At 67.0% G+C, this 23,041-nt stretch carries 21 protein-coding genes and 3 pseudogenes; 14 read left to right on the top strand and 10 right to left on the bottom strand.

Going from position 1 to position 23,041, the window contains the following annotated elements:
- Nucleotides 1-34: 34 nt before the first annotated feature.
- Nucleotides 35-538 (top strand): PaaI family thioesterase, encoded by a 504-nt coding sequence (locus GVY39_RS24665; protein ID WP_159928426.1) that lies wholly within the window; start codon nucleotides 35-37, stop codon nucleotides 536-538.
- 46 nt (nucleotides 539-584) lie between these two features.
- Here GVY39_RS24665 and GVY39_RS24660 read toward each other — a convergent pair whose 3' ends face one another.
- The 3 genes from GVY39_RS24660 to GVY39_RS24650 form a co-directional block, all read right to left on the bottom strand.
- Nucleotides 585-2,615: an NADPH-dependent 2,4-dienoyl-CoA reductase gene (locus GVY39_RS24660; RefSeq protein WP_159928428.1), complete on the bottom strand. Its 2,031-nt coding sequence runs from the start codon at nucleotides 2,613-2,615 to the stop codon at nucleotides 585-587.
- A 250-nt stretch (nucleotides 2,616-2,865) separates the two neighbouring features.
- A complete protein-coding gene (locus GVY39_RS24655) occupies nucleotides 2,866-3,765 on the bottom strand; it encodes a serine hydrolase (protein ID WP_159928430.1) in 900 nt (299 codons plus the stop codon).
- Complete coding sequence (locus GVY39_RS24650; protein ID WP_159928432.1) at nucleotides 3,762-4,637, bottom strand: LysR family transcriptional regulator; 876 nt, start codon at nucleotides 4,635-4,637, stop codon at nucleotides 3,762-3,764. Before GVY39_RS24650 ends, GVY39_RS24655 begins: the two co-directional genes overlap by 4 nt.
- Nucleotides 4,638-4,801: 164 nt before the next feature.
- Here GVY39_RS24650 and bla point away from each other — a divergent pair, with 164 nt between their 5' ends.
- From bla to GVY39_RS24620, 6 genes are all read left to right on the top strand, one after another.
- The gene (gene bla, locus GVY39_RS24645) at nucleotides 4,802-5,731 is read left to right on the top strand and encodes a class A beta-lactamase (protein WP_159928434.1); all 930 of its coding nucleotides are present in this window, start codon (nucleotides 4,802-4,804) and stop codon (nucleotides 5,729-5,731) included.
- A gap of 184 nt (nucleotides 5,732-5,915) precedes the next feature.
- Nucleotides 5,916-6,920, top strand: coding sequence for a glycerophosphodiester phosphodiesterase family protein (locus GVY39_RS24640; RefSeq protein ID WP_159928436.1), 1,005 nt, complete (start codon nucleotides 5,916-5,918; stop codon nucleotides 6,918-6,920).
- Between the two features lie 120 nt (nucleotides 6,921-7,040).
- The gene (locus GVY39_RS24635) at nucleotides 7,041-7,457 is read left to right on the top strand and encodes a VOC family protein (RefSeq protein ID WP_159928438.1); all 417 of its coding nucleotides are present in this window, start codon (nucleotides 7,041-7,043) and stop codon (nucleotides 7,455-7,457) included.
- A gap of 216 nt (nucleotides 7,458-7,673) precedes the next feature.
- Complete coding sequence (locus tag GVY39_RS24630; RefSeq protein ID WP_201295325.1) at nucleotides 7,674-8,420, top strand: 1-acyl-sn-glycerol-3-phosphate acyltransferase; 747 nt, start codon at nucleotides 7,674-7,676, stop codon at nucleotides 8,418-8,420.
- Nucleotides 8,417-9,202, top strand: coding sequence for a PIG-L deacetylase family protein (locus tag GVY39_RS24625; protein ID WP_201295326.1), 786 nt, complete (start codon nucleotides 8,417-8,419; stop codon nucleotides 9,200-9,202). Before GVY39_RS24630 ends, GVY39_RS24625 begins: the two co-directional genes overlap by 4 nt.
- The gene (locus tag GVY39_RS24620) at nucleotides 9,084-10,724 is read left to right on the top strand and encodes a CocE/NonD family hydrolase (protein WP_370523823.1); all 1,641 of its coding nucleotides are present in this window, start codon (nucleotides 9,084-9,086) and stop codon (nucleotides 10,722-10,724) included. The genes GVY39_RS24625 and GVY39_RS24620 overlap by 119 nt, the downstream gene beginning before the upstream one ends.
- On the opposite strand, the gene GVY39_RS24615 is transcribed toward GVY39_RS24620, so the two are convergent.
- Nucleotides 10,654-11,568, bottom strand: coding sequence for a hypothetical protein (locus tag GVY39_RS24615; protein ID WP_159928442.1), 915 nt, complete (start codon nucleotides 11,566-11,568; stop codon nucleotides 10,654-10,656). The two genes, GVY39_RS24620 and GVY39_RS24615, sit on opposite strands and share 71 nt — an antisense overlap.
- Nucleotides 11,565-12,647, bottom strand: coding sequence for a glycosyltransferase family 4 protein (locus GVY39_RS24610; RefSeq protein ID WP_236565644.1), 1,083 nt, complete (start codon nucleotides 12,645-12,647; stop codon nucleotides 11,565-11,567). The genes GVY39_RS24615 and GVY39_RS24610 overlap by 4 nt, the downstream gene beginning before the upstream one ends.
- Nucleotides 12,648-12,756: 109 nt before the next feature.
- On the opposite strand from GVY39_RS24610, the gene GVY39_RS24605 reads away from it, so the two are divergent.
- Both GVY39_RS24605 and GVY39_RS24600 read left to right on the top strand, forming a co-directional pair.
- The gene (locus GVY39_RS24605; RefSeq protein ID WP_159928446.1) at nucleotides 12,757-13,887 is read left to right on the top strand and encodes an alpha/beta fold hydrolase; all 1,131 of its coding nucleotides are present in this window, start codon (nucleotides 12,757-12,759) and stop codon (nucleotides 13,885-13,887) included.
- A gap of 262 nt (nucleotides 13,888-14,149) precedes the next feature.
- Nucleotides 14,150-14,383 (top strand): annotated as a pseudogene (locus GVY39_RS24600) (serine hydrolase); the annotation flags it as partial.
- A 108-nt stretch (nucleotides 14,384-14,491) separates the two neighbouring features.
- Here the strand turns inward: GVY39_RS24600 and GVY39_RS24595 are convergent.
- Together GVY39_RS24595 and GVY39_RS24590 are read right to left on the bottom strand one after the other, a co-directional pair.
- Complete coding sequence (locus GVY39_RS24595; RefSeq protein ID WP_159928448.1) at nucleotides 14,492-15,796, bottom strand: cytochrome P450; 1,305 nt, start codon at nucleotides 15,794-15,796, stop codon at nucleotides 14,492-14,494.
- A gap of 422 nt (nucleotides 15,797-16,218) precedes the next feature.
- Nucleotides 16,219-18,999: a BTAD domain-containing putative transcriptional regulator gene (locus GVY39_RS24590; RefSeq protein ID WP_159928450.1), complete on the bottom strand. Its 2,781-nt coding sequence runs from the start codon at nucleotides 18,997-18,999 to the stop codon at nucleotides 16,219-16,221.
- 142 nt (nucleotides 19,000-19,141) lie between these two features.
- Between GVY39_RS24590 and GVY39_RS24585 the strand changes: the two genes are divergently transcribed.
- The 3 genes from GVY39_RS24585 to GVY39_RS24575 are packed head-to-tail and all read left to right on the top strand — an operon-like array spanning nucleotide 19,142 to nucleotide 20,426.
- Nucleotides 19,142-19,288 carry a hypothetical protein gene (locus tag GVY39_RS24585; protein WP_159928452.1) on the top strand — a complete coding sequence of 49 codons (147 nt, stop codon included), beginning with the start codon at nucleotides 19,142-19,144 and terminating at the stop codon, nucleotides 19,286-19,288.
- Nucleotides 19,285-19,584, top strand: a complete 300-nt coding sequence (locus tag GVY39_RS24580) for a hypothetical protein (protein ID WP_159928454.1) — start codon at nucleotides 19,285-19,287, stop codon at nucleotides 19,582-19,584. The genes GVY39_RS24585 and GVY39_RS24580 overlap by 4 nt, the downstream gene beginning before the upstream one ends.
- Before the next feature lie 8 nt (nucleotides 19,585-19,592).
- On the top strand, nucleotides 19,593-20,426 hold the full coding sequence (locus tag GVY39_RS24575) for a hypothetical protein (protein WP_159928456.1): 834 nt from the start codon (nucleotides 19,593-19,595) through the stop codon (nucleotides 20,424-20,426).
- Nucleotides 20,427-20,575: 149 nt separating this feature from the next.
- Here GVY39_RS24575 and GVY39_RS24570 read toward each other — a convergent pair whose 3' ends face one another.
- Both GVY39_RS24570 and GVY39_RS34590 read right to left on the bottom strand, forming a co-directional pair.
- Nucleotides 20,576-21,016: a TetR family transcriptional regulator C-terminal domain-containing protein gene (locus tag GVY39_RS24570; protein WP_236565639.1), complete on the bottom strand. Its 441-nt coding sequence runs from the start codon at nucleotides 21,014-21,016 to the stop codon at nucleotides 20,576-20,578.
- 15 nt (nucleotides 21,017-21,031) lie between these two features.
- Nucleotides 21,032-21,097, bottom strand: a pseudogene (locus tag GVY39_RS34590) (hypothetical protein); the annotation flags it as partial.
- A gap of 11 nt (nucleotides 21,098-21,108) precedes the next feature.
- Between GVY39_RS34590 and GVY39_RS24565 the strand changes: the two are divergent.
- Nucleotides 21,109-21,606 (top strand): annotated as a pseudogene (locus GVY39_RS24565) (class I SAM-dependent methyltransferase); the annotation flags it as partial.
- Between the two features lie 53 nt (nucleotides 21,607-21,659).
- On the top strand, nucleotides 21,660-21,803 hold the full coding sequence (locus GVY39_RS24560; protein WP_159928458.1) for a hypothetical protein: 144 nt from the start codon (nucleotides 21,660-21,662) through the stop codon (nucleotides 21,801-21,803).
- Nucleotides 21,804-21,850: 47 nt separating this feature from the next.
- On the opposite strand, the gene GVY39_RS24555 is transcribed toward GVY39_RS24560, so the two are convergent.
- Nucleotides 21,851-22,957, bottom strand: a complete 1,107-nt coding sequence (locus GVY39_RS24555) for a class II histone deacetylase (RefSeq protein ID WP_159928460.1) — start codon at nucleotides 22,955-22,957, stop codon at nucleotides 21,851-21,853.
- Between the last annotated feature and the right edge of the window lie 84 nt (nucleotides 22,958-23,041).

Raw genomic sequence — 23,041 nt, 5'->3', positions numbered from 1 at the left:
GCTCATGGCACAAGACCACGTATCGACGATCGCAGTGACCGATGGCGTACGCTCGCTGCACCTGGAGTGGGACGATCCCGGCATCGCCGTACTCGGCATGATCCAGCTCACGCGGGACGAACTCGTCGAGCGCATTCGCACCGGTGAACTGAAACTGCCGCCGCTGGCCAAGCTGCTCAATATCGAGGTGCTCGACGCGGAGCCGGGGCGGATGACCCTGAGTCTCACACCGGACGAGCGCCACGTGAACTTCCTCGGCGTGGTCGGTGGCGGCGTCGTCGGCACCGTGCTCGACGTCGCGATGTGGGGCGCGGTCCAGCTGTCGGTGGAGGACAAGTCCATGCTCACAACCGTGAGCATGAACACCAACCTGGTGCGCGGGGTCTCGCACACCCAGGGGCCGTTGCGGGCGGTCGCGGAGGCGGTGCACGTCGGCCGGACGACGGCGACCGCCGAAGGCCGCCTCATCGACGCCAACGGCAAGGTCTATGCCACAGCCACCGCCACATTCGTGCGGATGGGCGGCGGAAACACGTGAAGCCCGGGGGGCCCGGGGGATCGAGCCCCGGGCCCACCGTCCACGATCAGAGTTCGGCCGCGAGCTGGGTACCCTGCTGGATGGCGCGTTTGGCGTCGAGTTCCTTCGCTTCGTCGGCGCCGCCGATGAGATGCACCCGAACACCCCGTGATTCGAGCTGGTCCTTCAGGTCGCGGACCGATTCCTGGCCCGTGCACACCACCACGTTGTCGACTTCGATCACCCGGCCGCCCAGACGTTGCGGGCCGAAGCTGAGGTGCAGCCCCCGATCGTCGATCCGCTCGTAGTTGACGCCGCCGATCTGCTCGACACCGCGCGCCTCCAGCGCGGCGCGATGGATCCAACCGGTCGTCTTCCCCAAGGTCAGTCCGAAGGGACCCGACTTGCGTTGCAGCAGGGTCACTTCTCGGATAGCCCGGGCGGGCCGACGAGTGCGCAGCTGGCCGGGAGCGTGGATGTCATCGGTGACACCCCACTCGTCGCGCCATTGATCGAGTGCGAGCGTGGTGTGGTGGTTCGCGGTGAGGAATTCGCTGACATCGAAACCGATTCCGCCCGCGCCGATGACGGCCACCCGGTTGCCGACGGGCCTTTCCTTCCTGATCAGTTCCGGATACGACAGCACCATGGGGTGATCGATGCCGAGGATGTCGGGAACGCGGGGACGCACGCCGGTCGCCAGCACCACCTCGTCCCAGCCACCCGCGGCGAGCTGCTCGGCGGTGGCGCGGACGTCGAGATGCACGGTGACGCCGGTGAGTTCGAGCTTGCGGCGGTAGTACCGGATCGTCTCGTCGAACTCCTCCTTGCCGGGGATGCGGCGGGCCAGGTCGAACTGGCCACCGATCCGATTCTCCGCTTCGAAGAGCTCCACCTGGTGTCCGCGTTCGGCCAGTCCGATCGCGGCCGACAACCCGGCGGGACCGGCGCCGACGACGGCGACGCGTTTGGCCCGCCTGGTGGGCAGCAGTTGCAGCAGCGTCTCATGGCAGGCGCGGGGATTCACCAGGCATGACACGGTCTGCCGGGTAAAGGTGTGGTCCAGGCAGGCTTGGTTGCAGGCGATGCAGGTGTTGATCTCGTCCACGCGCGACTCGGCGGCCTTGTTGACCCAATCCGGGTCGGCCAGCAGCGGACGGGCCAGCGAGATCAGGTCCGCGTCGCCGCGCGCCAGGATGTCCTCGGCGATCTCGGGCATGTTGATCCGGTTCGACGCACAGACCGGGATCGTGATGTGCTCCTTGAGCGCCGCGGTATATCCGACGAACGCGGCCCGCGGCACCGACGTGACGATCGTCGGTACCCGCGATTCGTGCCAGCCGATATCGGTGTTGATGACATCCACCCCGGCGGCTTCCAGTTCCTTCGCCAGGTCGATGATCTCGGCGAAGGTCTGTCCGTCCTCGACGAATTCGGCCAGCGACATCCGGAACATGATGAGTAGGTCTTCGCCGACGGCGGCCCTGGTCCGGGTGGCGACCTCCACCGGGAAACGCCGCCGGTTCGCCGCCGATCCGCCCCAGCGATCGGTCCGGGTGTTGGTGCGCGGAGCGAGGAATTGGTTGATCAGGAAGCCTTCCCCGCCCATGATCTCCACGCCGTCGTATCCGGCAAGCTGCGCCAATCGCGCGCAGCGCACGTGGTCGGCGATCGTAGTCTCGATCTCCTGCTCGGTGAACGCCCGCGGCTCGAACGCGGTGAGCGGCGACGCCACCGCGGAGGGCGCCAGATTGGTGGGAATGTTCGAATCGCGTCCACCGTGCAGGATCTGCAGGGCGATCTTGCCGCCCGCTTCGTGGACCGCCTCGGTGATCACCCGGTGCCGCTCGGCGTCGGTCTCGTCGAGCATCGCGCACGCGAACGGCCAGAGCCATCCCTCGCGGCTGGGGGAGTAACCCCCGGTGACGATCAGCCCCACTCCGCCGCGTGCGCGTTCGGCGAAGAACGCTGCCAGGCGGTCGATGTGCCAGGCCCGATCTTCCAGGCCAGTGTGCATGGAGCCCATCACAACTCGGTTTCGGAGCCTGACCCTCCCCAGCTCGATCGGCGACAGCAAATGAGGAAAGGTGCAGCTCATGGGATGAACCTAACGGCATCGACGTGCCTCCGCAATCGCTGGGCGTCTACCCATGTCCAACAGTCCGGCGTTCGATGGCGTGCTGTCTTCTGATCACGAATGACGTCCCGCCGCACGCCGCAACTCCGTCAGCTGCGGGCGACCTGGTGCGGTCGATGATCTTGCGCATCGTGCACTGCTTTTCTGTCGATGACCCAGCCGCTGTACCCGGCGGGAAACATCGGACAGATATGTGCGCGGAGTCGTGACGTCACCCTCCCGGTAAGGGAAGGCGCAGTTCTGTGACGGCGATGCGGGCGGTTTCGGCGATGGCGGCGTCGACGACAGGCAGGTGCGGGTCCGCGCGGGCGGCCCGGGTGAATATCGCGACCGCGACGGGGTGCTCGCCGGGAAATTCGACGACCGCTACCTCGTTGCGGATGACCCCGATTGTTCCGGTTTTACCTGCGACCGACACACTGCGGTAGGGGAATCCGGCGGTGACGCGGTGCGGCCAGACTTGGTGGCGCATGACGGTGCGGACGAATTCGGTCTGCTCGTCGGACAGCACCGCGCCGCTCCACAGTGCGCGCAGGAGACGGGTCATTTCCTCCGGTGTCGTCGCGCTCGTGTACGCCGGGTCGTACGCCGACACCGACCATGCGTCGTCGTTCTCGGCGAGCACGGCGAACGCCTCGGCGGTGGTGTGGGTGTCGGTGTCGCGGACGAGGCTGCGGTGCAGGTCGGCGGTGCCGCCCACGATCCGGGTGCGGGTGAGGCCGAGATCGTCCAGCAGGCCCTCCACCGCACCGAGGCCTGTCGCGCCGAGCAGGACATCGGCCGCGGCGTTGTCCGAGACGGTCATCATCGACGTCGCGAGGTCGCGCAGGCTCATGGTCACCGGATCGCGCATGACGGCGATGCCGGTGGGCCCCGGCGTGCAATCGGACGGTGCCACCGTCAGCCGGGCAGCAGGATCGATGCGTCCAGTGTCGACGAGGCGGCAGAACGCGACGAACAGCGGCAATTTGTACACCGACGCGAGCACCACCCGTTCGTCGCCGCCCACGGAGATCTCGGTCGCGGAGCCGTCGCACCGGCGGGCGTGCAGCCAGCCGCTGCATCCCGCGTCCGCGAATACGGCGCGGATCCTGTCCTGGGCGGTGCTCATCGCAGGCGCTCCCGATACAGCACCCGGTCGACGGCATCGGCATGGGCATCAGCGCCCGGACGGTAGACGACGCGAACTCGCAGGGCGACCGCCTGCGGCGCGATGCGCATCCAGGTCACGCCGGGCGTGGATGACGGAGGCATGGCGGTGAGACCGAAGCTCGTTCCGGCGGCCACCGCCGCGAACACGGCCCGATCGTCGGGCGCGGGCACGGCCGGTGCGTCCAGGCCCCGCTCGCGCAACAGATCCACAATGGTGTCGAAGGCAGGAGGATTGGCGGCGCGCGGTGGGCAGGCGAAACTCAATCCGGCGAGCATGGGGAAGGTGGGGCGTTCGGCGCCGGCGCTGCGATGATCCGACGGCACCACGAGCCACCGCGGAATTCTGACGACCGGGCGGACCTCGACGCCGTCGACCAGCGCGGGATGCTCGACCACGGCGACGTCGCACAGTCCCGAGCGCACGTCGGCGACCAGGTCGACGCTGGCGCCCACCGTCGTGGACACCGCGGTATCCGGGACGACCGCCGTGCGTAGCGCGCCCACGCACGCCGTGACCACCCGGTCGGGCAACGCCGCGGTCGCGCCCCAGTGCACGGCGCCGTGGGCACTCGCGATGCGGTGCGACTCGGCGAGCAGGCGCTCGGCGTCGTCCACGAGCAGCCGAGCGCGCGGGAGCAGCTGTAGGCCTGCCGACGTGAGCACGGCCCCCTGCCGGGTGCGGTGGATGAGGTCGACGCCGAGATGCCGTTCGAGCCGACGGAGTCCCTGCGACAGCGGTGGCTGGGTCATGTCCAGCGCGGCCGCCGCCCTGCCGAAGTGTCCTTCCTCCGCGATGGAGACGAAGAACCGAAGGTGGCGGATCAGGTCCATGCGGTCATTGAACCAGCGGATTCGCGGAGATCGGTTCCGCTGTCCCACCGGGCACGCCGACCGGCGCCGAACCGCGGGCGGGCCTGCGACGATATCCAACTCGACTCGCCCATGCCTGGGCCGGATATTGGCGTCGGCGGCGGTGTGGATGATGTGGTGCGGCAGTGACCCTTTCTGCTCTTGCTCACCGTGCCCCGCTCGGTCGTCGCCGGCTCCTCGCCGCTGTGGCGGTGTCCGCGCTGTCTCTCGCCACCGCCGCGTGCGGGTCCGGCGCCGATACGCCAGCGGCCTCGAACACCACACCCGCGGCCACGATTCCGTCGTTCGCCGAGATGGAGACGACACACTCCGCACGGCTGGGTGTGTATGCGATCGACACCGGCACCGGCCGCACCGTTGTCCATCGAGACGGGGAGAGGTTCCCGATCGCCTCCACGTTCAAAGGTCTCGCGTGCGGGGCCCTCCTGCGCGACCATCCTCTGGCAACGGGTTACTTCGATCAGGTGATCCACTATTCCCGGTCCGAACTCGTCCTCAACTCACCGGTGACCGAGAAACATGTCGACACCGGCATGACCGTCGCCGAGCTGTGCGATGCCACGATCACCCTGTCCGACAACACCGCGGGCAACCTGCTGCTGAAGCTTCTCGGCGGCCCGGAAGGCTTCACCGCGTTCCTGCGGTCCATCGGCGACACCGTCTCCCGCCTGGACCGCTGGGAGCCCGAGTTGAACACCGCCATTCCCGGCGACGAGCGGGACACCACCACAGCCGCCGCCCTCGCCACCGATTACCGCAACCTCGTCCTCGGCGACATTCTCGCCGAACCCGAGCGAGCGCAATTGAAGTCGTGGCTGGTCGCCGCCAAGACGGGGGACGCACGCATTCGTGCCGCGCTGCCCGCCGACTGGACCGTCGGCGACAAGACCGGCAGCCCCGCTTACGGCGGCGCGCTCGACGTCGCGATCGCTTGGCCGCCCGGACGCGCCCCGCTCGTCATCGCCGTGCTTTCCACGAAATTCGAGCAGAACGCCGAAGCCGACAACCCTCTCGTCGCCGAGGCCGCCCGCGCCGCAGTTGGTGCGCTCGGGTAGACCCAGCGCCCTTGCCGCAGCGCGCCGTGATCGGCGACTGCACTCCCGATCGCGGCGCAGGCCAAGCCCCGCAAAAGACCCAGGCCGGTTCGCTCCAATGATCTGGAAAGCCAAGGCGCACAATGTCGCCCGGCCTTCGGTCCGCACTCGCCGGTTGCGTCACAGACGTGCAAGGATACCCGGCATGCCCGAGCCCGAGAATGTATCGCTCGCCGCCCCACAGCGCCGCTGGAAGAAGAAGCGCTACTGGATGCCCGTCACAGTGATCGCGCTGCTGGCCGGGTTCCTGTTCGCCAACAACACAACGCTGCTCGCGGCCGAGCCCGAGGGCAGGCCGCTGGTGCTCGCACATCGCGGAATGGCGCAGACCTTCGCCATGGACGGCGTCGACGCCGACACCTGCACCGCCTCGCGTATCAATCCGCCGGTGCACGACTATCTGGAGAACACCATCGCCGGGATTCAGGCCGCCTTCGACTCGGGCGCGGATCAGGTCGAGTTCGACGTCCACTGGACCGCCGACGGCGAGTTCGCGGTCTTCCACGACTGGACGCTCGACTGCCGCACCGACGGCACCGGCACCACCCGTGACCACACCATGGATGAGCTGCGAAAACTCGATATCGGGTACGGCTATACCGCCGACGGCGGCAAAACCTACCCGTTCCGTGGGAGGGGCGTCGGTCTCATGCCCACGCTCGACGAGGTGCTCGCCACCTTCCCCACCCAGTCGCTGCTGATCCACATCAAGAGCAACGACCCCGCCGAGGGCGCGGCCCTGGCGGATCGGCTCGCCGCTGAAAAACCGGACCGGCTCACCGTCTACGGCGGCGACGAACCGGTCGCGGCTGTCCATGAGCGCTTGCCGGACATGCGCGTCATGTCCAAACAGATCATGATCGACTGCCTGGGCCGGTACGAGGCCCTGGGATGGACCGGCGCGGCCCCCGGCGCCTGCCGCCACACCCAACTGCATATTCCCGAAGGCTACGCGCCCTGGCTGTGGGGCTGGCCGCACCGATTCGCCGAACGCATGGCCGACGCGGACGCCCGGATCGTGCTGGTCGCCGGATCCGGCGGGTTCTCCGAGGGCTTCGACACTCCCGAAGCCCTCGGCCGAATCCCGGCTGGTTTCACCGGTCTGGTCTGGACCAACCGAGTCGACACCATTGCGGCCGCACTTCGGTAAGCACCGGCGCAACGACCTCCCCGGAAAAATCAACGCAGAGGTCAGCGCGAGAAACGCGGATGAGGACGCTGAAGACAGGTCGCCTGAACCGAGCCGGGCGATCATGACAGGATCTCGATCATGCCGATCGCCACCAGTTCGTTCGACCATGTCCGCTTGACAGTGACCGACATCGACAGATCCCGGGCCTTCTATGACGCCGTCTTCGGATGGCCGATCGCCTGGGAATGTCCCGTGGACGCGGACGAAGACACCCGTGCGCGCTTCGGGTTCCTCTTCGGCGGTGTGATCTACCAGATGGGTGATGCGCTGCTCGGACTTCGCCCCGTCGCCAGCGACGAGTTCGACGAAGATCGAGTGGGACTCGACCACCTCGCCTTCGCCCTCGCCACTCGGTCGGATCTCGATTCGGCGGCTGCCTTGCTCGACGAACTCGGCATCGCGCACGCGGGAGTGAAAGACCTCGGTCCCATGTACATTCTCGAATTCCGCGACCCGGACAACATCGCGCTGGAATTGGTCGTACGCAAGCAGTAATCGCCACTTCTCGCGCGTAGGCGCGGCACCGCGGCTGCCGCATCACGCCGGTGAGTACCTGACTGCGCCGGCCGGGCCGCACCGACCTGCTCCCCGGCGTGATGAGCCGCCGACGCCGCAGGCCGAGTCAGGTCCGTACGGCGATAGCCGTCCGGCGGCAGCGATCGCACGACCCCAGCACACTCGGTACCGGCTCGTAAGGGCTAGATTCGGATTGTGGATGAAATCGTCTATCCTTTCGCGGTTTTCATGGTGAAGGCCGCTCAGCGCGTATTGCGCCTGCGGACTCGGATAGTCGATGAATCACACCTGCCCCCTGTCGGGGGTGTGGTGGTGGCCAGCAATCACGTGTCGTATCTGGACCCTTTCGCTATCGCGCTTGCTGCGGACAAGGTGGGCCGGGTGGCGAGGTTCCTCTCGACGCGGGAACATTTCGACCATCGGGTATATGGCGCTGCGATGCGCAGTATGCGGCACATCGCGGTGGGTTCCGGCGGTGATGGCGAGGCCTACCGCGCCGCGGCCGCCGCACTGGCCGCAGGGGAGCTCATCGGGGTGTTTCCGGAGGCGACGATCGCGCGATCGTTCACCGTCCAGCGGTTGCGGACGGGAGCAGCACGGTTGGCGGCAGGGTGCGGGGTGCCGCTGGTGCCGGTGGCGGTGTGGGGCACGCAGCGGCTGTGGACCACCCACCACCGTGAGCTCGGTCAGCGGGGTCTACCACTCACGGTTATCGTGGGTGAGCCGATGTTCCCCGCGGCTGACGACGACCCTGACTACGTCACCATCCAGTTGCGTGACCGTATGAAGGATCTTTTGGACCGGGCACAGCGGGAGTATCCCGATTCCGGGACGGGACAGTGGTGGCAACCCCGTCATCTCGGCGGGTCCGCACTCACCCCGGCCGAGGCTGTGGCCCTGGACGTCGCGGAGAATCACGCACGGGATCGGCGCGAACCGTGACATCCCAAACCGCTGTGGAGTGGCTCGGTGCGCCGGATACGCCGTGGGTCTTCGTGCACGCCCATCCCGATGACGAGTCACTGTTGACGGCGGGAACGATGCGCAGGGTCAGCGAGGCCGGACGGCGCACCGTCGTCGTGTTCGCGACCGATGGCGCCGCGGGACTCGCGGATTCGCCACCAGGTCCGCAGCTCGCAGCGCGTCGCGAGGCGGAGGCGTTGGCATCAGCCGCGGTCCTGGGATGCGACCGGGTGGAATTCCTGGGGTACGCGGATTCCGGACTCGACGGTCATGTGCCAGGCGGCTTCTGCGGCGTCCCTGTCGCCCAGGCGGCCGAGCGGCTTGCCGCCCTCTTGATCGAGGAGCGGGCGGGTGTGGTCACTTCCTATGACTCATCCGGAGGTTACGGGCATCCCGATCACGTGCAGGTCAATCGGGTGGTTGCGGCGGCGGCGCGGCAGGCCGCCACACCGTTGTTGCTGGAGGCGACAGTCGATCGCGATCGGCTACTGCGGGTATTGCGCTTGATACATGCTGTGGGATTGTTGCCCGCGGGGGTAGCGATGGATCGGTTCAGCACGAGCTTTGTCCCCGGCGCGGACATCACCCACCGGGTCGACGTGCGCCGCCATGCGAGCGTCAAGCGCGCCAGCATGATGGCCCATGCCAGCCAGGCGGGTGGCGGTGACGGCTTGCGCACCCTGCGCTTGTTGCGGCGGCTACCGATGCCGCTGTTCCGACGAATCTGCGGCACGGAATGGTTTGTCCAGCGGAATGTTTGACCTGCGGATTGAGAGAGACCTGTCCGTTCCGATGCCGGATGGTGAACGCCTGCTCGCCGACCGGTACTACCGTGCGTCGGCTGCACCCGGACCGACCATCCTGGTGCGATCCCCTATGGGACGCCGACCGCTTGGCGTCATCTATGGGTTGTACTTCGCGCGCGCGGGATTTCAGGTGGTGGTGCAGGACGGCCGTTCGGGCGAGGATGTGCTGCCGCTGAGCACCGAGCGTGCCGACGGGTTGGCGACGATCGAGTGGCTTCGAGGTCAGGTGTGGTTCGACGGCAGGTTGGCGTTGCATGGCATGAGCGCGATGGGGTTCGCGCACTGGGCTATCGCGGCGGACATCCCCGAATTGCTCGCTGTTTCAGTTCATGCCGCGGCCTCATCGGTTGCGGACACGATCTTCACCGGCGGTTCGACTGCGCTGGAGTCCGTGCTGATCTGGTGTTCGAATCACAGTTTCATCACCGCGCTGCGGGCGCCCCGTCGAGCGCGCCGGGCGATCGCGTCGGGGCGCCCGGCCGCGGAGTTGGATGTGCTGACCAGCGGTCGAACGGTCTCGTTCTATCAAGCCGTGATCGCCGACATCGGCGCGGGCAGCCCGTTGCGGGAACTTCTCGACCACGCTCGTGCACCCGCGGAGTGCGCCGGAATACCGGTGCATCTCGTCGGCGGCTGGTACGACATCTTCCTGCCGGGCCTCGTCCGCGACTATGTCGCATTGAGTGCGGCCGGTGGTGCGCCGCGACTCACCATCGGACCATGGGGGCATTACAACCTCCGCCAATTCGTCGTCGCGAATCGTGAGGCCCGGCAGTGGTTCGACACCCATCTGCGTGGAAGCGAGGATAGCCCGTCTCGCAGGCCCGTTCGTCTGTTCGTCACCGGAGTCCGGCGCTGGCGCGAATACGTTTCGTGGCCTCCACCCGGAACCAGCCTCGTACGATGGCATTTGCGTGAGTTCGGGCGGCTGTCGCGTGTATCTGCTGAGCAGGCGGGAAGCGATCATTTCCGATACGACCCTGCGGACCCCACGCCCGCTCCCCGTGGTCCCGTGATCGTCGGGGTCTCGCGGCCACAGGACTGTCGGCAGATCGAAAGTCGACCCGACCTGCTGACCTACACCAGCGACCCGCTCGGCGCACCGCTCGAGATCATCGGAACGGTGGTCGCCGAGCTTCGGTTGCGCATAGCCACCGCACACCCGCAGCGCGGGCGTGGCGTCTCCGATGTCGTCGTGCGCGTGTGCGACGTCCATCCCGGTGGGCGATCTTTCAACATCTGCGAAGGCATACGGCGGGTCGAGCCACCAACCGATGCGGACGATGTCCGGCTCGAGTTGTGGCCGATCGCGCACCGTTTCGCCGCTGGCCATCGGTTGCGCGTGCAAGTGTGCGGAGCAGCGGTTCCGCGCTACATGCGGCAGCCGGACCCCACCGCCTACGAACTCATTCGCGACCCCAGCGGTCCTTCGTCGGTGATTCTGCCGACGGTCCCCACCGGTCTCGGAAGATGCTGAGGGCGACGGCCTCGTTACGGCCGGACCTGTTCACTGTGTGATGCAGCGCGCCCACGAACGCGCCCGCCGCCTCGATCGGCACACCGCGTATCGGTGTCACCAACCGCCGCACACCCCGGCGCGCCAGGTGCCCGGAGATCCACACGTCGTCCTGCCATCGCATTTCCGGCGGCCAGCCGTCGAAATCGTGGACATCATCGTCCAGCGCTCCAGGCGGGATCAAATATCCCCACATACCCATCAGCACATCGACTGGGGTGGCCTCGGACACCGCGGTTCCGCATACATGTCCGGAATAGCGTGGATCGCGGTCGATCCACGCGCTCGATCCACGCACTCCCACAGCGGCTTTCGGCTCCGCGCGATGCCCCGCGAGCAGATCCGCGACGAACGTATCCGGATAGATCGCGTCATCGTCGACCACCACGATGACGGCGTCCGGCTCGGCGAGCAGCGTGGGCAGCAGTTTTGTCGCTGGGCCCAGATCCGTGCACCGCAGCACCTCCACACCCGACGGCAGTGCCGGCGGTTGCGGGTAAGGGTCACCCGTGCGTAGCGAGTGCCGCGGCCACGTAAGTACCAACCGATCAGCGGGTTCGGTCTGGTCGAGCAGGCTGCGCAGCACCGGACCCAGGTACTGCACACGGTGCGGCACAGTCGACAAGGTGATGACCACGCGCTCGGCGCGGGCAGGCACCGTACGCGTCGGCGGATCCCGGTGCAACAGCCGGACGGCCCGCGAGAGGTCATGAGCAAGACCGCTGATCGTCGTATTGACGAACCGTTTTCGGAAATGTTCGACGTTGCTCCACCCGATGCGGGCAACATGGATTGGCGAGATCATCCGAGCGCGTCCTTCCCGTTGGCCGGTGCGGTGACGCGCCGTGCGGCATCGTCGTAGCAAGTACGCAGCCGATCCAATACGACAGGCCAACTGAATTCGGCAGGGGGTACGGCTCGATTATGGGCGCTGATGCGATCGCGCAGCGTCCGTCGCCGGCCCAGCGATACCAGTGCGGTGACGAGGTCCTCGGTGGAGCGGCCCAGCAGGCCCTCGCGGCCGTCCTCGACGAAATCCGCGACGCCGGTGCCGGATCGAGCGATCACTGGAACACCGGCCGTTCGAGCCTCCAAAGTCGCCAACCCGAAGGCCTCGCGGCGGGTGACATTCAAGTACACATCCGCCGACGCCAAGATCTCGCGCACCGCCCGATGATCCTGCGAACCCACCAATCGCACCCACTCGGCCATGCCATGCCTGCGCAGATAGCGGAGCATCGCACCGCGGCGCGGGCCCGAGCCGACGATCGTGGCGCGCACCCGCACCTCACCGGCCAGCCGGTCCTGCGCCAACCGAAGCACCTCGAGCAGCTTCAACGGTTGCCTGCGCGTGACCAGCCTGCCCACCGATACGACATGCAGACCGGCGCCACTCGTGTACGGTGCCTCCCACAGGTCGGTTGACACCGCGTTGGGCACTACAACGGGAGTACTGGACAACGCCCGCCCGACCTGATCGGCGACGACTGTACTCACCGCCGTGAACACCATGCCGTCGTGCCAGCCCGCCAGCCGCCCGAGCAGGCTGTAGCAGGCCCGGACCGGGGGATCCCACATGCTGTGCACCGTGACCACGAGCGGGATACACAACCGAAGCGCGTGGTGCGCGGAGTAGACCGCCAGCGGTGACGCCACACTCACATGAATGTGCACGACACTGGGCCGCAGTCGCCGAAGTATGCCGCGCACGTCGGTCATTCGGCGTGCCCGGTGGACCCGAAAGGGCAGTTCCGAGTCGCTGCCGCCGACGGTCCCGGTGATCACGTGAACTTCCTCGCCGACAGCGGTCTGTGCGCGAGCCAGGGACTCGACCAGCACCTCGATGCCCCCGACGCGGGGCGCGAAAACATCGGTCAGATGCACTATCAACGCCGACCCCTGCGCCACAGTAAGTCCCCCTGTATGTCAACAAACCTTCGGACGAATAATGCTGGCGTACAAGCAATCCGAAACTTGACGCATAATCCTCGGCATGGATGAGATGCGGATCATCACCGAGGACGGCGTCGGACTGCATGTCGAACTCGACGGAGACCCGGCCGGTCCGCACACCCTCCTCTTCGTCAACGGTATCAATACCGGCTTGATCTATTGGGGCCATCAGCGCGCGACTCTCGCCGACCTGGGCCGCATCGTGCTGTTCGACCACCGTGGGCACGGCCGCTCCGACGAACCGGTGACCGGCCGTGCGACGGTCGCGCAGCTAGGGCGTGATATCGGAACGGTCATCGACACTATCGCATCCGAGCGTCCGGTAGTGATCGTCGCGCACTCACTGGGAGGGATGGCGGTGTCCGCCTTGGCCGAACAGCGTCCAGAGCTGTTCGGGCGCCAGGTGGCCGGAGTAGCACTCCTGGACTGTGTTGCGCGAGGATGGGGTGGAATCGCCTTGCGCCTACCTGATTTCGTTGTCGGTCCGGTGGTGCGGATGCTCTGGTGGGCGATACCCCCGCTGCGTCGCCTGCTCACCGACACCAGCGAACGCCGACACCCTGAACTCGCCGGAGGTCGGACCGTGCCGAGCAGGCGCACGCCGTTCGTCTCGCTACATCGGGCCCGCAGGCTGATTGCTTCCCTGCGAACGATGACGTTGCTGTCATTGCTGGCCGATGTGTCGACCTGTGACCACAGCGCCGGCCTCTCGGCTCTCGGGCGCGCCCGGGTCCTGGTCATCGCGGGCGCCGAAGACCGTATGATTCCTCTGCGACACAAGGTGCGCGCCGCCGCCCGGATACCCGGTGCCGAGCTGGTGATCGTGCCCGAGGCCGGTCACCTCAGCTCGATCGTCAATCCAGACTGCGTCGATGGGCACCTGTGCGCCTTCATCAGCGCACTACCAGCCCCGCACGTACAGGTGAATAGATCCGCCGCCGCGCCGCCCACACCACGATCGTCCTCGTCGGCTACCCCGCGGCCATCTGCCTCGACAGTTGCCGCAGCACCCATCCGCTCTGGGCGGCCGACGCCAGCTATCTGCGGGCCGAAACCGGCCAACTCAACACCGTCATGGCCGCCGAAGCCGCCGAACACACCACATTCGTCAGCCTGGACGCCTCGACGCGAGGGCACGACGCCTGCGCCACGCCCGGCGAACGATGGGTGACCGGCCTGATTGCCACGATCATCGACGCACCGACGCCTTCGCATCCCAACGCAGCCAACCACGTTCGATCCGGCACTCGCGCTGGGCGAAGACCGTCGCCGCGATGTCGCCCGCAAGACCCGTGACGGGTTGGAAGCCGCGGCCCACCCGCGGCCGCGAGGGCAGGCGGCCGCGGGTGGGCGCCGCGCGATTCCGGCTCGTCACGCTGAGGGACAGTCGCGGCGCTAGATCGCCCGCGGGGTCGGGGGCTGGCTGTCGCTACCAAGTCTGGCCGCACCGCGTCACCGCCGGATTCCCCTACCGCAGTGTGTCGGTCGCAGGTAAAACCGGAACAATCGGGGTCATCCGCAACGAGGTAGCGGTCGTCGAATTTCCCGGCGAGCACCCCGTCGCGGTCGCGATATTCACCCGGGCCGCCCGCGCGGACCCGCACCTGCCCGTGGTCGACGCCGCCATCGCCGTCACAGAACTGCGCCTTCCCTTACCAGGAGGGTGACGTCACGACTCCGCGCTCGCGACCTGGGGCACTGGCCGTCGCCGTGCTGAAAGTGCTGCCGCCCGCCCGGGCAGCTCCCACACCACCGACCTGCGTGAGTTCAACGAGTCAGCCAATGGGCTGGTGGCTGCGGACGCGTGGACCGGTGTGTGCGGGAAGGCGTTCGTAACCGTGCAGGGTGAACAGCGGCCTCCGGGTGGGCGGATCGGTCAATCGCAGGTTCGGAAACGCCTCGAACAGCGCGCGCAGGGCATGCGTCGCTTCCATACGGGCCAGAGCGGCGCCCAGGCACACGTGGGTACCGCTGCCGAAGGACAGATGATTCTTGGCGTTGTCCCGGGTGATGTCGAAACGGGCCGGGTCGGTGAACACGGCGGGGTCGCGGTTCGCGCCGGCCAGCGACAGCACCACGGTCGACCTCTCGCGCAACCGGACACCACCGATCTCCAGCGCTGTCCGCGTGGTGCGAGCGGTGGTCTGCACCGGCGGATCGATCCGGAGGATCTCCTCCACCGCATTGGGCCAGAGTTCCGGCGCGGCGCGCAACCGGTCCACCTGCTCGGGGTGACGGAGCAGCCAGATGATGCCCTTGCCGATCAGGTTGACCGTGGTCTCGAAGCCTGCGGCCATCAGCAGGGTCGCCGACGCGCACAGTTCGTAGGTGGACAGTTCGCCTGCGGTGACCAGGCTGCTGAGGATATCGTCGCCGGGTTCGGCGCGGAGTCGCTCGACGTGCTCGATGAGATACCGGTGCACTCGCTCCGAGGACTCCATCGCCCGCTGGTGCGTCTGCCAGGAGATCCCGAGGTCGAGCAACGGACTGATGTCGTCACCCCAGCGCAAGAACATCTCGCGGTCGGAGTCCGGGAAGCCGAGCATCTCGGAGATGATGGCGATGGGCACCTGCGCCGCGTACCGCGCCACCAGGTCGGCGGGGCCGTCGTCGGGGAGGGCAGCGAGCAGTTCCTCGGTGACCGTCTCGATCCTGTCACGCAGTCGGGCGACGGCACGCGGGGTGAATGCCGCGGTGACCGGTTTGCGCATCCGCGTGTGCTCGGACTGGTCGATCACCAGCATCGACGGCGGGTCCACCGGATTCGGTGGGAGGGGCCGATGCTCCAGCGCGCGCAGCACGGGCTGCGGGATACCGAATACGGTCGGTATCCCGACACCGAAACGGTTGTCGCGCAGGATTTCCCGGACCATATCGTGATCGAAGGTGATCCATACCGGAAGGGCACGGTGTAACCCACCCTCCCCGCGCATCTCCTCGATCAGACCGTACGGATTCTCGATACCCTCCGCGCTGCCGATCAACCGAGCGAACAGATCACCACGACGGAGCAGTATCGTATTGAACAGGCGGATCAACCCGTGATTGTTGACCCACCGATACACGTAATGCGGTTTCATCGAGCCCCTCCATCATCGAACCGTCGCGCCTCTTGGGCGTAACGAATATCACAGGTCTCGTAGAACCTGTCGGAGTGGCGTCTCGAAACCTACCGTGGTAGAGGACACGGCCTTCGGAGCGTGCGTGTCTCCAGGCGCCGATCCCACAGTGTGGAATCGGGATTGGTCACCTGCATCAGCTGCGCCCCGGCCGACCAGATCAGGGTGTTCTCCATGAAATCGCCGGGACACAAGTGGGTCCAGGCCGAGCCACTGTCCTCGACAGCCGTGCAGACGCCGCAAAGGCGATCGCGGTGCGGTCGCTGGTCGTGGGAAGGAGCCGACACCCGCGCGTCGGATCATACGGTGCGCGGCCGGAAGCGCACCGGGTTCATCCTGTTCGAGTTTCGCAGGTGGCCTCAGATGTAAGTTCGGTATATCGACTACCGGCCCACGCCGGCGTCGAGGAGCTTCGTTTCGACCTCGACGGCGTCCGGGTGGGCCAGCGGTTCGAGGACATCGAGCGCTCGGGTCCATGCTTCGAACGCTCCGGAATGGTCACCCGCCGCCTGCAATGCATCGCCGAGGTGGTTGAGGCTCTTCGCCTCCAGGTAAGGGCTGTCCAGTTCGCGGAACAGGACGAGCGAGTCGCGGTAGCACCGCGCGGCCTCGGTGTACTGGCCGAGATTGTGGTGTGCGCGCCCGAGGCAGTGGAGGTTGTGGGCGGTGCCGTCTCGGTCTCCGATCCGGTCCAGTAGTGGTTTCGCCTCGATGCAGTGGGCGAGGGCTTGCGCGTGGTGGCCTGCGTTGCCGTGGCACCAGCCGATGGCGGTGAGGGTGAATGCCTCCCAAACGTGGTCGCTCGCCTCGCGAAACAGCCGCAGCGCGTCGCGGGCATGCAGCAGTGCCCTCGTGTGGCGCTGGCCCAGGTCGTAGGCCGAGCTGAGGGAGAAATGGGTGATGGCCATACCGGTGGTGTCGCCGAGGCGCGTGTAGAGGCCGAGGGCGCATTGCAGGTGCTCGAGAGCCTCGTCCTGATTGCCCAACAGGATTTCGGCTCTGCCGAGGAGGTGGTGACAAGAGGCCCGGGCGTCGTCGTCGCACAGGCGGTCGGCGGCTGCGAGTGCCGTGCGCTGCGACTCGGCGCGGTGCGCCAGATATCCTCGCCTGCTCAGGTACGTGCTGTGCACCCAGGGCAACTGCCATGCGTGCACGTCCAGGCCTGCGCGGACTGCCTCAGCCGTCGCGGCCAGCAGCGTGTCGTGCTCCGCGGTGAGCCATTCCATGGCCTGGTGGTAGTTCGTGATGGGCAGGTGCGGGATGTGGTCCTGCGCTGCGGTGGGTTCGATCGGTGGCCAGTGCGGTGCCAGATGCCGTTCGGCGGCGAACCCGGTGTGCAGGTAGAAGTCGAGGCATCGTCGCAGTGCCATTCGCCGGTCGTGCTCGGTGTCCTCCAGCTCGGCCAGTTCCGCCGCATACGCGCGGAGCAGGTCATGCGAGCGGAAGCGGCCGGGGCGGTGCTCGTCCACGAGGTGCGTCCGCGTCAGCTCGTGCAACAGCGTGCGGGTGTGCGACAGGTCGATCCCGGCGAGTGAAGCCGCGGCGAACCGGTCCGAGTCGGGGCCGGGGTGCAGGCTCAGCAGCCGGAACAACCGGGCCGCTTCGGGACTCAGCGTGCGGTAGGACCAGCAGAACACCGCTCGCACGCCCGACGTTTTGTCGTCTGTCTCCAGCGCGTCCAGCCGCGCTCGCTCGTTACGCAGTTCACCGGCGAGCGCGCTCAGCGGGAACGCCGGGTTGCTCACCGCGCGGCCCGCCACCACCGCCAGGGCCAATGGAAGTCGTGCGGCGTGCGCGACGAGCCGTGCCACCGCGTCGGGTTCGGCGGCAACCCGGTCGGGTCCCAATCGCCTGGTGAGAAGCGACACGGCTTCGGTCTCGTCGAGCACGGTCAAGGGAACGGGCACCGCCCCCTCATGGGCGACCAAGCCGGAAGACCGGTCCCGACTGGTGATCACCGTGAGGCAGTTCGCCTCGCCGGGGAGCAGAGGTCTGACCTGTTCGGCGTCGTAGGCGTTGTCCAGCACCACGAGCACTCGTCGGCCCGCCAGCAGGCTGCGGTACAGCGCGGCCCGCGCGTCCAGACCGGCCGGGATCTGCTCTGGCTGCACGCCGAGTGCTTCCAGGAAACCTTGCAACATATCCGTCGGAGGCAACGGGCTGCCAACTCGGTCGAATCCGCGCAGGTTCACGTAGAGCTGTCCGTCCGGGAATCTCCAGGCCTCGCGGTGCGCCCAGTGCAGCACCAACGACGTCTTGCCCGCCCCGCCGGTCCCCGTCACCACGACGATGCCCGCGGCGGCGTTCAGTGCGTCCTGGAGCAGACCGAGTTCGCGAGTACGGGAGACGAACCACGGTGACGGTGCCGGTAACTGCCGCGGCACCGGCTCCCAGACCTCCACCGTTCGCCGTTCGGCGGGAGGAGGCGGTACCTCCGAGGCGAGCATCTGCTGGTGCAGACGTCGCAGTTGATCGCCGGGTTCGACGCCTATCTCCGCCACGAGCCGGGTACGAAACGTGCGGTACCGCGTCAATGCCTCCGTCCGGCGTCCGCATCGGTACAGGGCGAGCATGTGCTGACCGGCGAGCCGCTCGTCGAACGGGTTCGCCGCCGTCGCGGTCGTCAGCTCGGTCAGCAGTTCGGTGTGCATCCCGAGGTTCAGTGCGACGTCGTAACGCTGAATCTCGGCGGTGAACCGCTCTTCCCGCAGTCGGTCGCGCACCGACGCCAGCCACGGGCTGTCCAGCCGGTCGAAGGGCACGCCTCGCCACATTCGAAGGGCACGGTCGAACAGGGCCAGCGCTCGCCGTCCTTCCGCCGCTCCGCGAGCCTGTCCGAGAAGGCTGTGGAACAGGTGCATGTCGACGGTTTCGGTGTCGATGTGCAGCACATACCCGCCGTCCCGGCGAGCGATGTCGAATCCCGCGACGTCGTCCTCCAGCACGGCCCTGAGCCGAGACAGGTAGCTGTAGAGCGTATGTCGAGCCCGTACGGGAGGATGCTCACCCCAGACACGGTCGACGAGCTGGTCGGCGGTCACGATCCGACCTGCCTCGACGAGCAGGATGGCGAGCACGGTCCGTCGGCGAGCGTGCCCGATGTCGAGATCCCGTCCGTCGACCTGGACGCGAACGTCGCCGAGCACGGCGAACTCGACCCCCACAGCATTCTCCTGACTCCGTCAAGGACCCGTCTCACCTGCTGATTCAAGGTTAGTGCAAGGTGCGTACAGGACTCGTCGCCCAAAGTAGTAGTCCCGAGGCGGCGCTCGTGCCGGCTCCAGCACAGCGCACTGGAGGGTGACGATGGACGAGGTGCTCGGCGCCGGTGGCGGTAAAGGGCTGGGATACGAACCCGATCCGCACCGACGGACCATAGCGACCTTCGCGGTAATCGGTGGCGTCCTCGCGCTGGTGCCGCTGCTGCTTACGTGCGTGGTGATGTGTTCATGAAGGGCGGGACCATCGAGGGCAATGTGTACGGCAGTGTGGTCATGTGGGAGGGCGCGACCATCACAGGCGATGTTTACGGCGACGTCGTCCAGCTCGGCCCGGCGAATTCGATCGACGGTGACGTCGGCCAGCTCAGCTCGGCGGGCGCGAATTCGATGAACGGTGATGTCGGCCAGCTCAGCTCGGCCGGCGCGAATTCGATTGGCGGTAGCGTGCAAGGCAAGGTAGTCCAAGCAAGACGTATCTCGGGCAAGATCACAATCGGCGGTCGCACGATCGATTCACCGGTCAGGTGAATGGGTCTATGGAGCGCGAACTCTATGTCACGGACCTCGGGAAGCTGCTTGGCGGCTGGACGGTCAACGTGGTCGGCACCGAACTCAGTGAGCACAGCCGTCTGCTGTGCGCCCATGGCTCCCGTAGTTCCGGTTTCTCTTCGGACAGGGTCATCAGGGCGAGCCCTGAGGATCACGACCGGTGGTGCTCGGCGACACACCGGCTGCTGGTCGAGATCCGCGCCCTGCAGGAGCGCGAGGAAGCCGCCAGTCTCCACCTGCGTGCGCCGTTTCGGGGCGGCTTGTGGTGGCGGATCAGGTACGCGCGGCGGAACTGGTTGCTGCGCAGGGGATATGACGAGGCGAGCGTGCAACTGCGATCGGACTTCGACACCGCCCTTGCGGCCTACCGGAATTGCACCGGTGACCTCCCCGAGTACCTGAAGGAATTCGCCGAACTGGAGAAGGAACGCAAACGGCGCGAGGAGGAACAGGCCAGGCAGAAGCGAGCCGAGGCCATCGCCGACGCGTCCGGCACGGTGTGGTCCTACGAGATCAGCAAGTATTCGGGCGGACGCAGCTTCTGGATCTACCTGAGGAACCTGGACGACGGAGGCAGCGGCGAGCACACGGCGCAGGAGGTCCACGCGGCATTGACCGCGGAGCGGGCGGAACACCGATACACCCGTGTGCGCTGGGGGCAGGAGACCAAGCGCGCGTTGGAAGAGAAATACAAGACTGCGGTATCCGGGTGGGCGCGGCTCACCGGCGAAATCATCATCCCGGACCCACACGACCCGAGCAAGCCGCCGATCTGGTCGAAGTACCACGGCGGGCCGACCAGTAACTACGGCAGTTTCTGACACAAATCCACCAGCGTCACGGTTCATGGCTTCCGCTCTGCACGAAGCGTCTCGCCGAAACCCCTGCGGTCGGTATGCGGCATGAATGGGGGGTCGAGCTGCAACAGGTTTCGTGTGCCGTCCCGTGCTCCGGTTCCGGACGCGGGTTCTCACAGCTCTGCCACGTGCGCTTCCAACACGGCTCGAATTGTTGCCGGTTCGACCGATCCGTGGGGGGTGACGGCATTCAGGGAGAGGCCGGAGAGCGGCCAGGCGGACGGCTTCCCGGGCAGGGTCGGCGGCGCCCATCGTGGTGATCGCCTCGGCGAGCACTTGGTGCAGGTCGAGGCCATCTGTCGCACCACGGGTGCGAATGCAGGGTTCAACCGCGAAGCGGCGATGATCTCCAGGAGAACGACGGATTCCCGATGCCTCTCCTCGTCCACGGGCACCAACTCGTCGAGTACATCGAGCAGGTGACGTTTCGCGGCCTGGCGGTCCCCGAACCGGGGGGGTGCGCAGTGACGGGTGAGACGCCGCTCCATCCGGTCTCCTACCTCGGTCGCCATGGCGACGACCAGCGATTCGTGATCGGTGAAGTAGTGGCGCACCGACCCGATGTTCAGACCGGCCTCCGCGGCGACCTTCCGGAAGGTCGCCGCGCCGACACCTCCGGTGACAACGAGCCGCAGAGCGGCCTCGACGATGTGGCGCCGTCGATGTCCACGGGCTCGACCTCTCGCCCAACTCCTTGCGCCACGCCGCCCGGCTCGCCAAGGCCGACGGCCGCGACATCACGTGGGTGGAGGGCGATGCACGGTTTGCCTCGGCGTTCATCGACCGGCGCTTCGACATCATCATCACCCCATCCTGGGAGCTATGGCCTTCCAGCCCTGGGAGATCACCGACGACTACCTCGGCGGTGGTGGCAGCCGAACCTACGACAACGCAGGCAGCTACACCGATAACTCGGACGGGCAGATCATCCACGTCACCGTCTACGAGTGGCGCCACGCCCTGAGCGATGTCATCGGCGCACTACTGCGGGCCGGACTCCGCATCGAAGCAGTAGCCGAACTTCCCTACATGGATTGGCGTGGCTTCCCCGGAACTCGTTGCTTGCCCACAAGAATGGGCGCTGCCGGACGGGGCGCCTCGGATCCCGCTGAACTTCGCCGTCACCGCCCGGCGGACGGGATGACGCCACGCTCCTGGGCCACGTAAACAGCGATCGGTGAATAGCGATGCGTGCGCATGCACCCACGGCAGGTGATGGCCGAGGCGTTCGAGGAGTTCGTTGTAGCGGCGGTCGTCGAACGCTGCTTCAACCGGCTCGAGCAATACCGGACCATCGCCACCCGATACGACAAACAGCAACCCCCTACGGCGGCATGCTGAACCTCGCGACCCTACTCATGTGGCTTATGAGGACACTGCTTGGCGGATCAGAGCTCGGCGACCAAGTCCGCCGCGGCTTCGATCGCCGTGGCCTCGTGCTCGAGGAGGACGTCGCCACCCTGCGTCGAGACGATCGGCGTGTACGGATCGTCCACGAATTCTTCACCGAGCAGCTCGCGCACCACCGCGAGCCCGCAGAACGGAACATAGTGCGGGCTGTAGCCACCTTCTTGCACGAAGGCGATGCGGCCCGCGCAGGTTCCGTCCGCGATCTCCAGCATCCGGCGGGTCAGGTGCTGGAAGCCGCCGCTGGTGACCATCTGCCGAGCCAGCGGATCGAGGATGCTCGCGTCGAAGCCCGACGCCACGAGGATCAGTTCGGGCGCGAAGGCGCGCAGCGCCGGCTCCACCACTCGGTCGATCGCGTGCGAATACGCGGCGTCGCCGCTGCCCGGCGGAAGCGGCACATTGATCGCGTAACCGTATCCGTCGCCCGCGCCACGCTCCTCCCGGTAACCGGACTCCGGCGGGAAGCAGAGGTGCTGGTGGATCGAGATGGTCAGCACCGAGGGATCCTCATACCAGATGTCCTGGGTGCCGTTGCCGTGGTGGACGTCCCAGTCCACCACGGCGATGCGCCGCACACCGAGAACATCTTTCGCGTAGGCGGCGGCGACGGAAACGTTGTTGAAGATGCAGAAGCCCATGCCGATAGCACGGGTCGCGTGGTGACCCGGCGGATTGACCAGCGCATAACCATTGTCGACCGTCCCGTCGAGCACTTGCTGGACGAGCGCGATCGCGCCGCCCGCCGAAAGCGCGGCGATCTCGTACCCGCCCCTGCCGAAGGACGAGACCCCGTCGCCGGCGTCTCCGCCCTTCGGTTGCAAGCTCTCGGCCTTGATCCGCTCCAGATGTTGCACCGTGTGCACGCGCAGTATGTCGGCCTCGGTAGCGGGCACCGCCTCGATCGGATGCAACTTCTCCAACAGGCCGGACACCGCGACCAATTCATGGAATCGTCGCTTGGTATCGGGGTGCGCGAGGTGGTGGCCGATCGGCTGGAGACCGACCGTGACGTCGGACGGGAACAGGCTTCCGCTACCCGTGTCGGCCCACCCGTAGAGGGTGTTCCACACGTATCCAGTTGTCATGGTGACTCCCAGCAGTCAGCGGACCACCACACCGTCCGCTCGTTCCGAACTTGGTCTCGAGGGTGACCGGCCCCATTAGAAGCA

It is taken from the genome of Nocardia sp. CY15 (assembly GCF_009829295.1).
In the GTDB taxonomy this organism is placed as follows: Bacteria; Actinomycetota; Actinomycetes; order Mycobacteriales; family Mycobacteriaceae; genus Nocardia; species Nocardia sputi.
The sequence above is the reverse complement of the archived record's forward strand: the minus strand, read 5'-3'. Positions and strand labels throughout refer to the sequence as shown.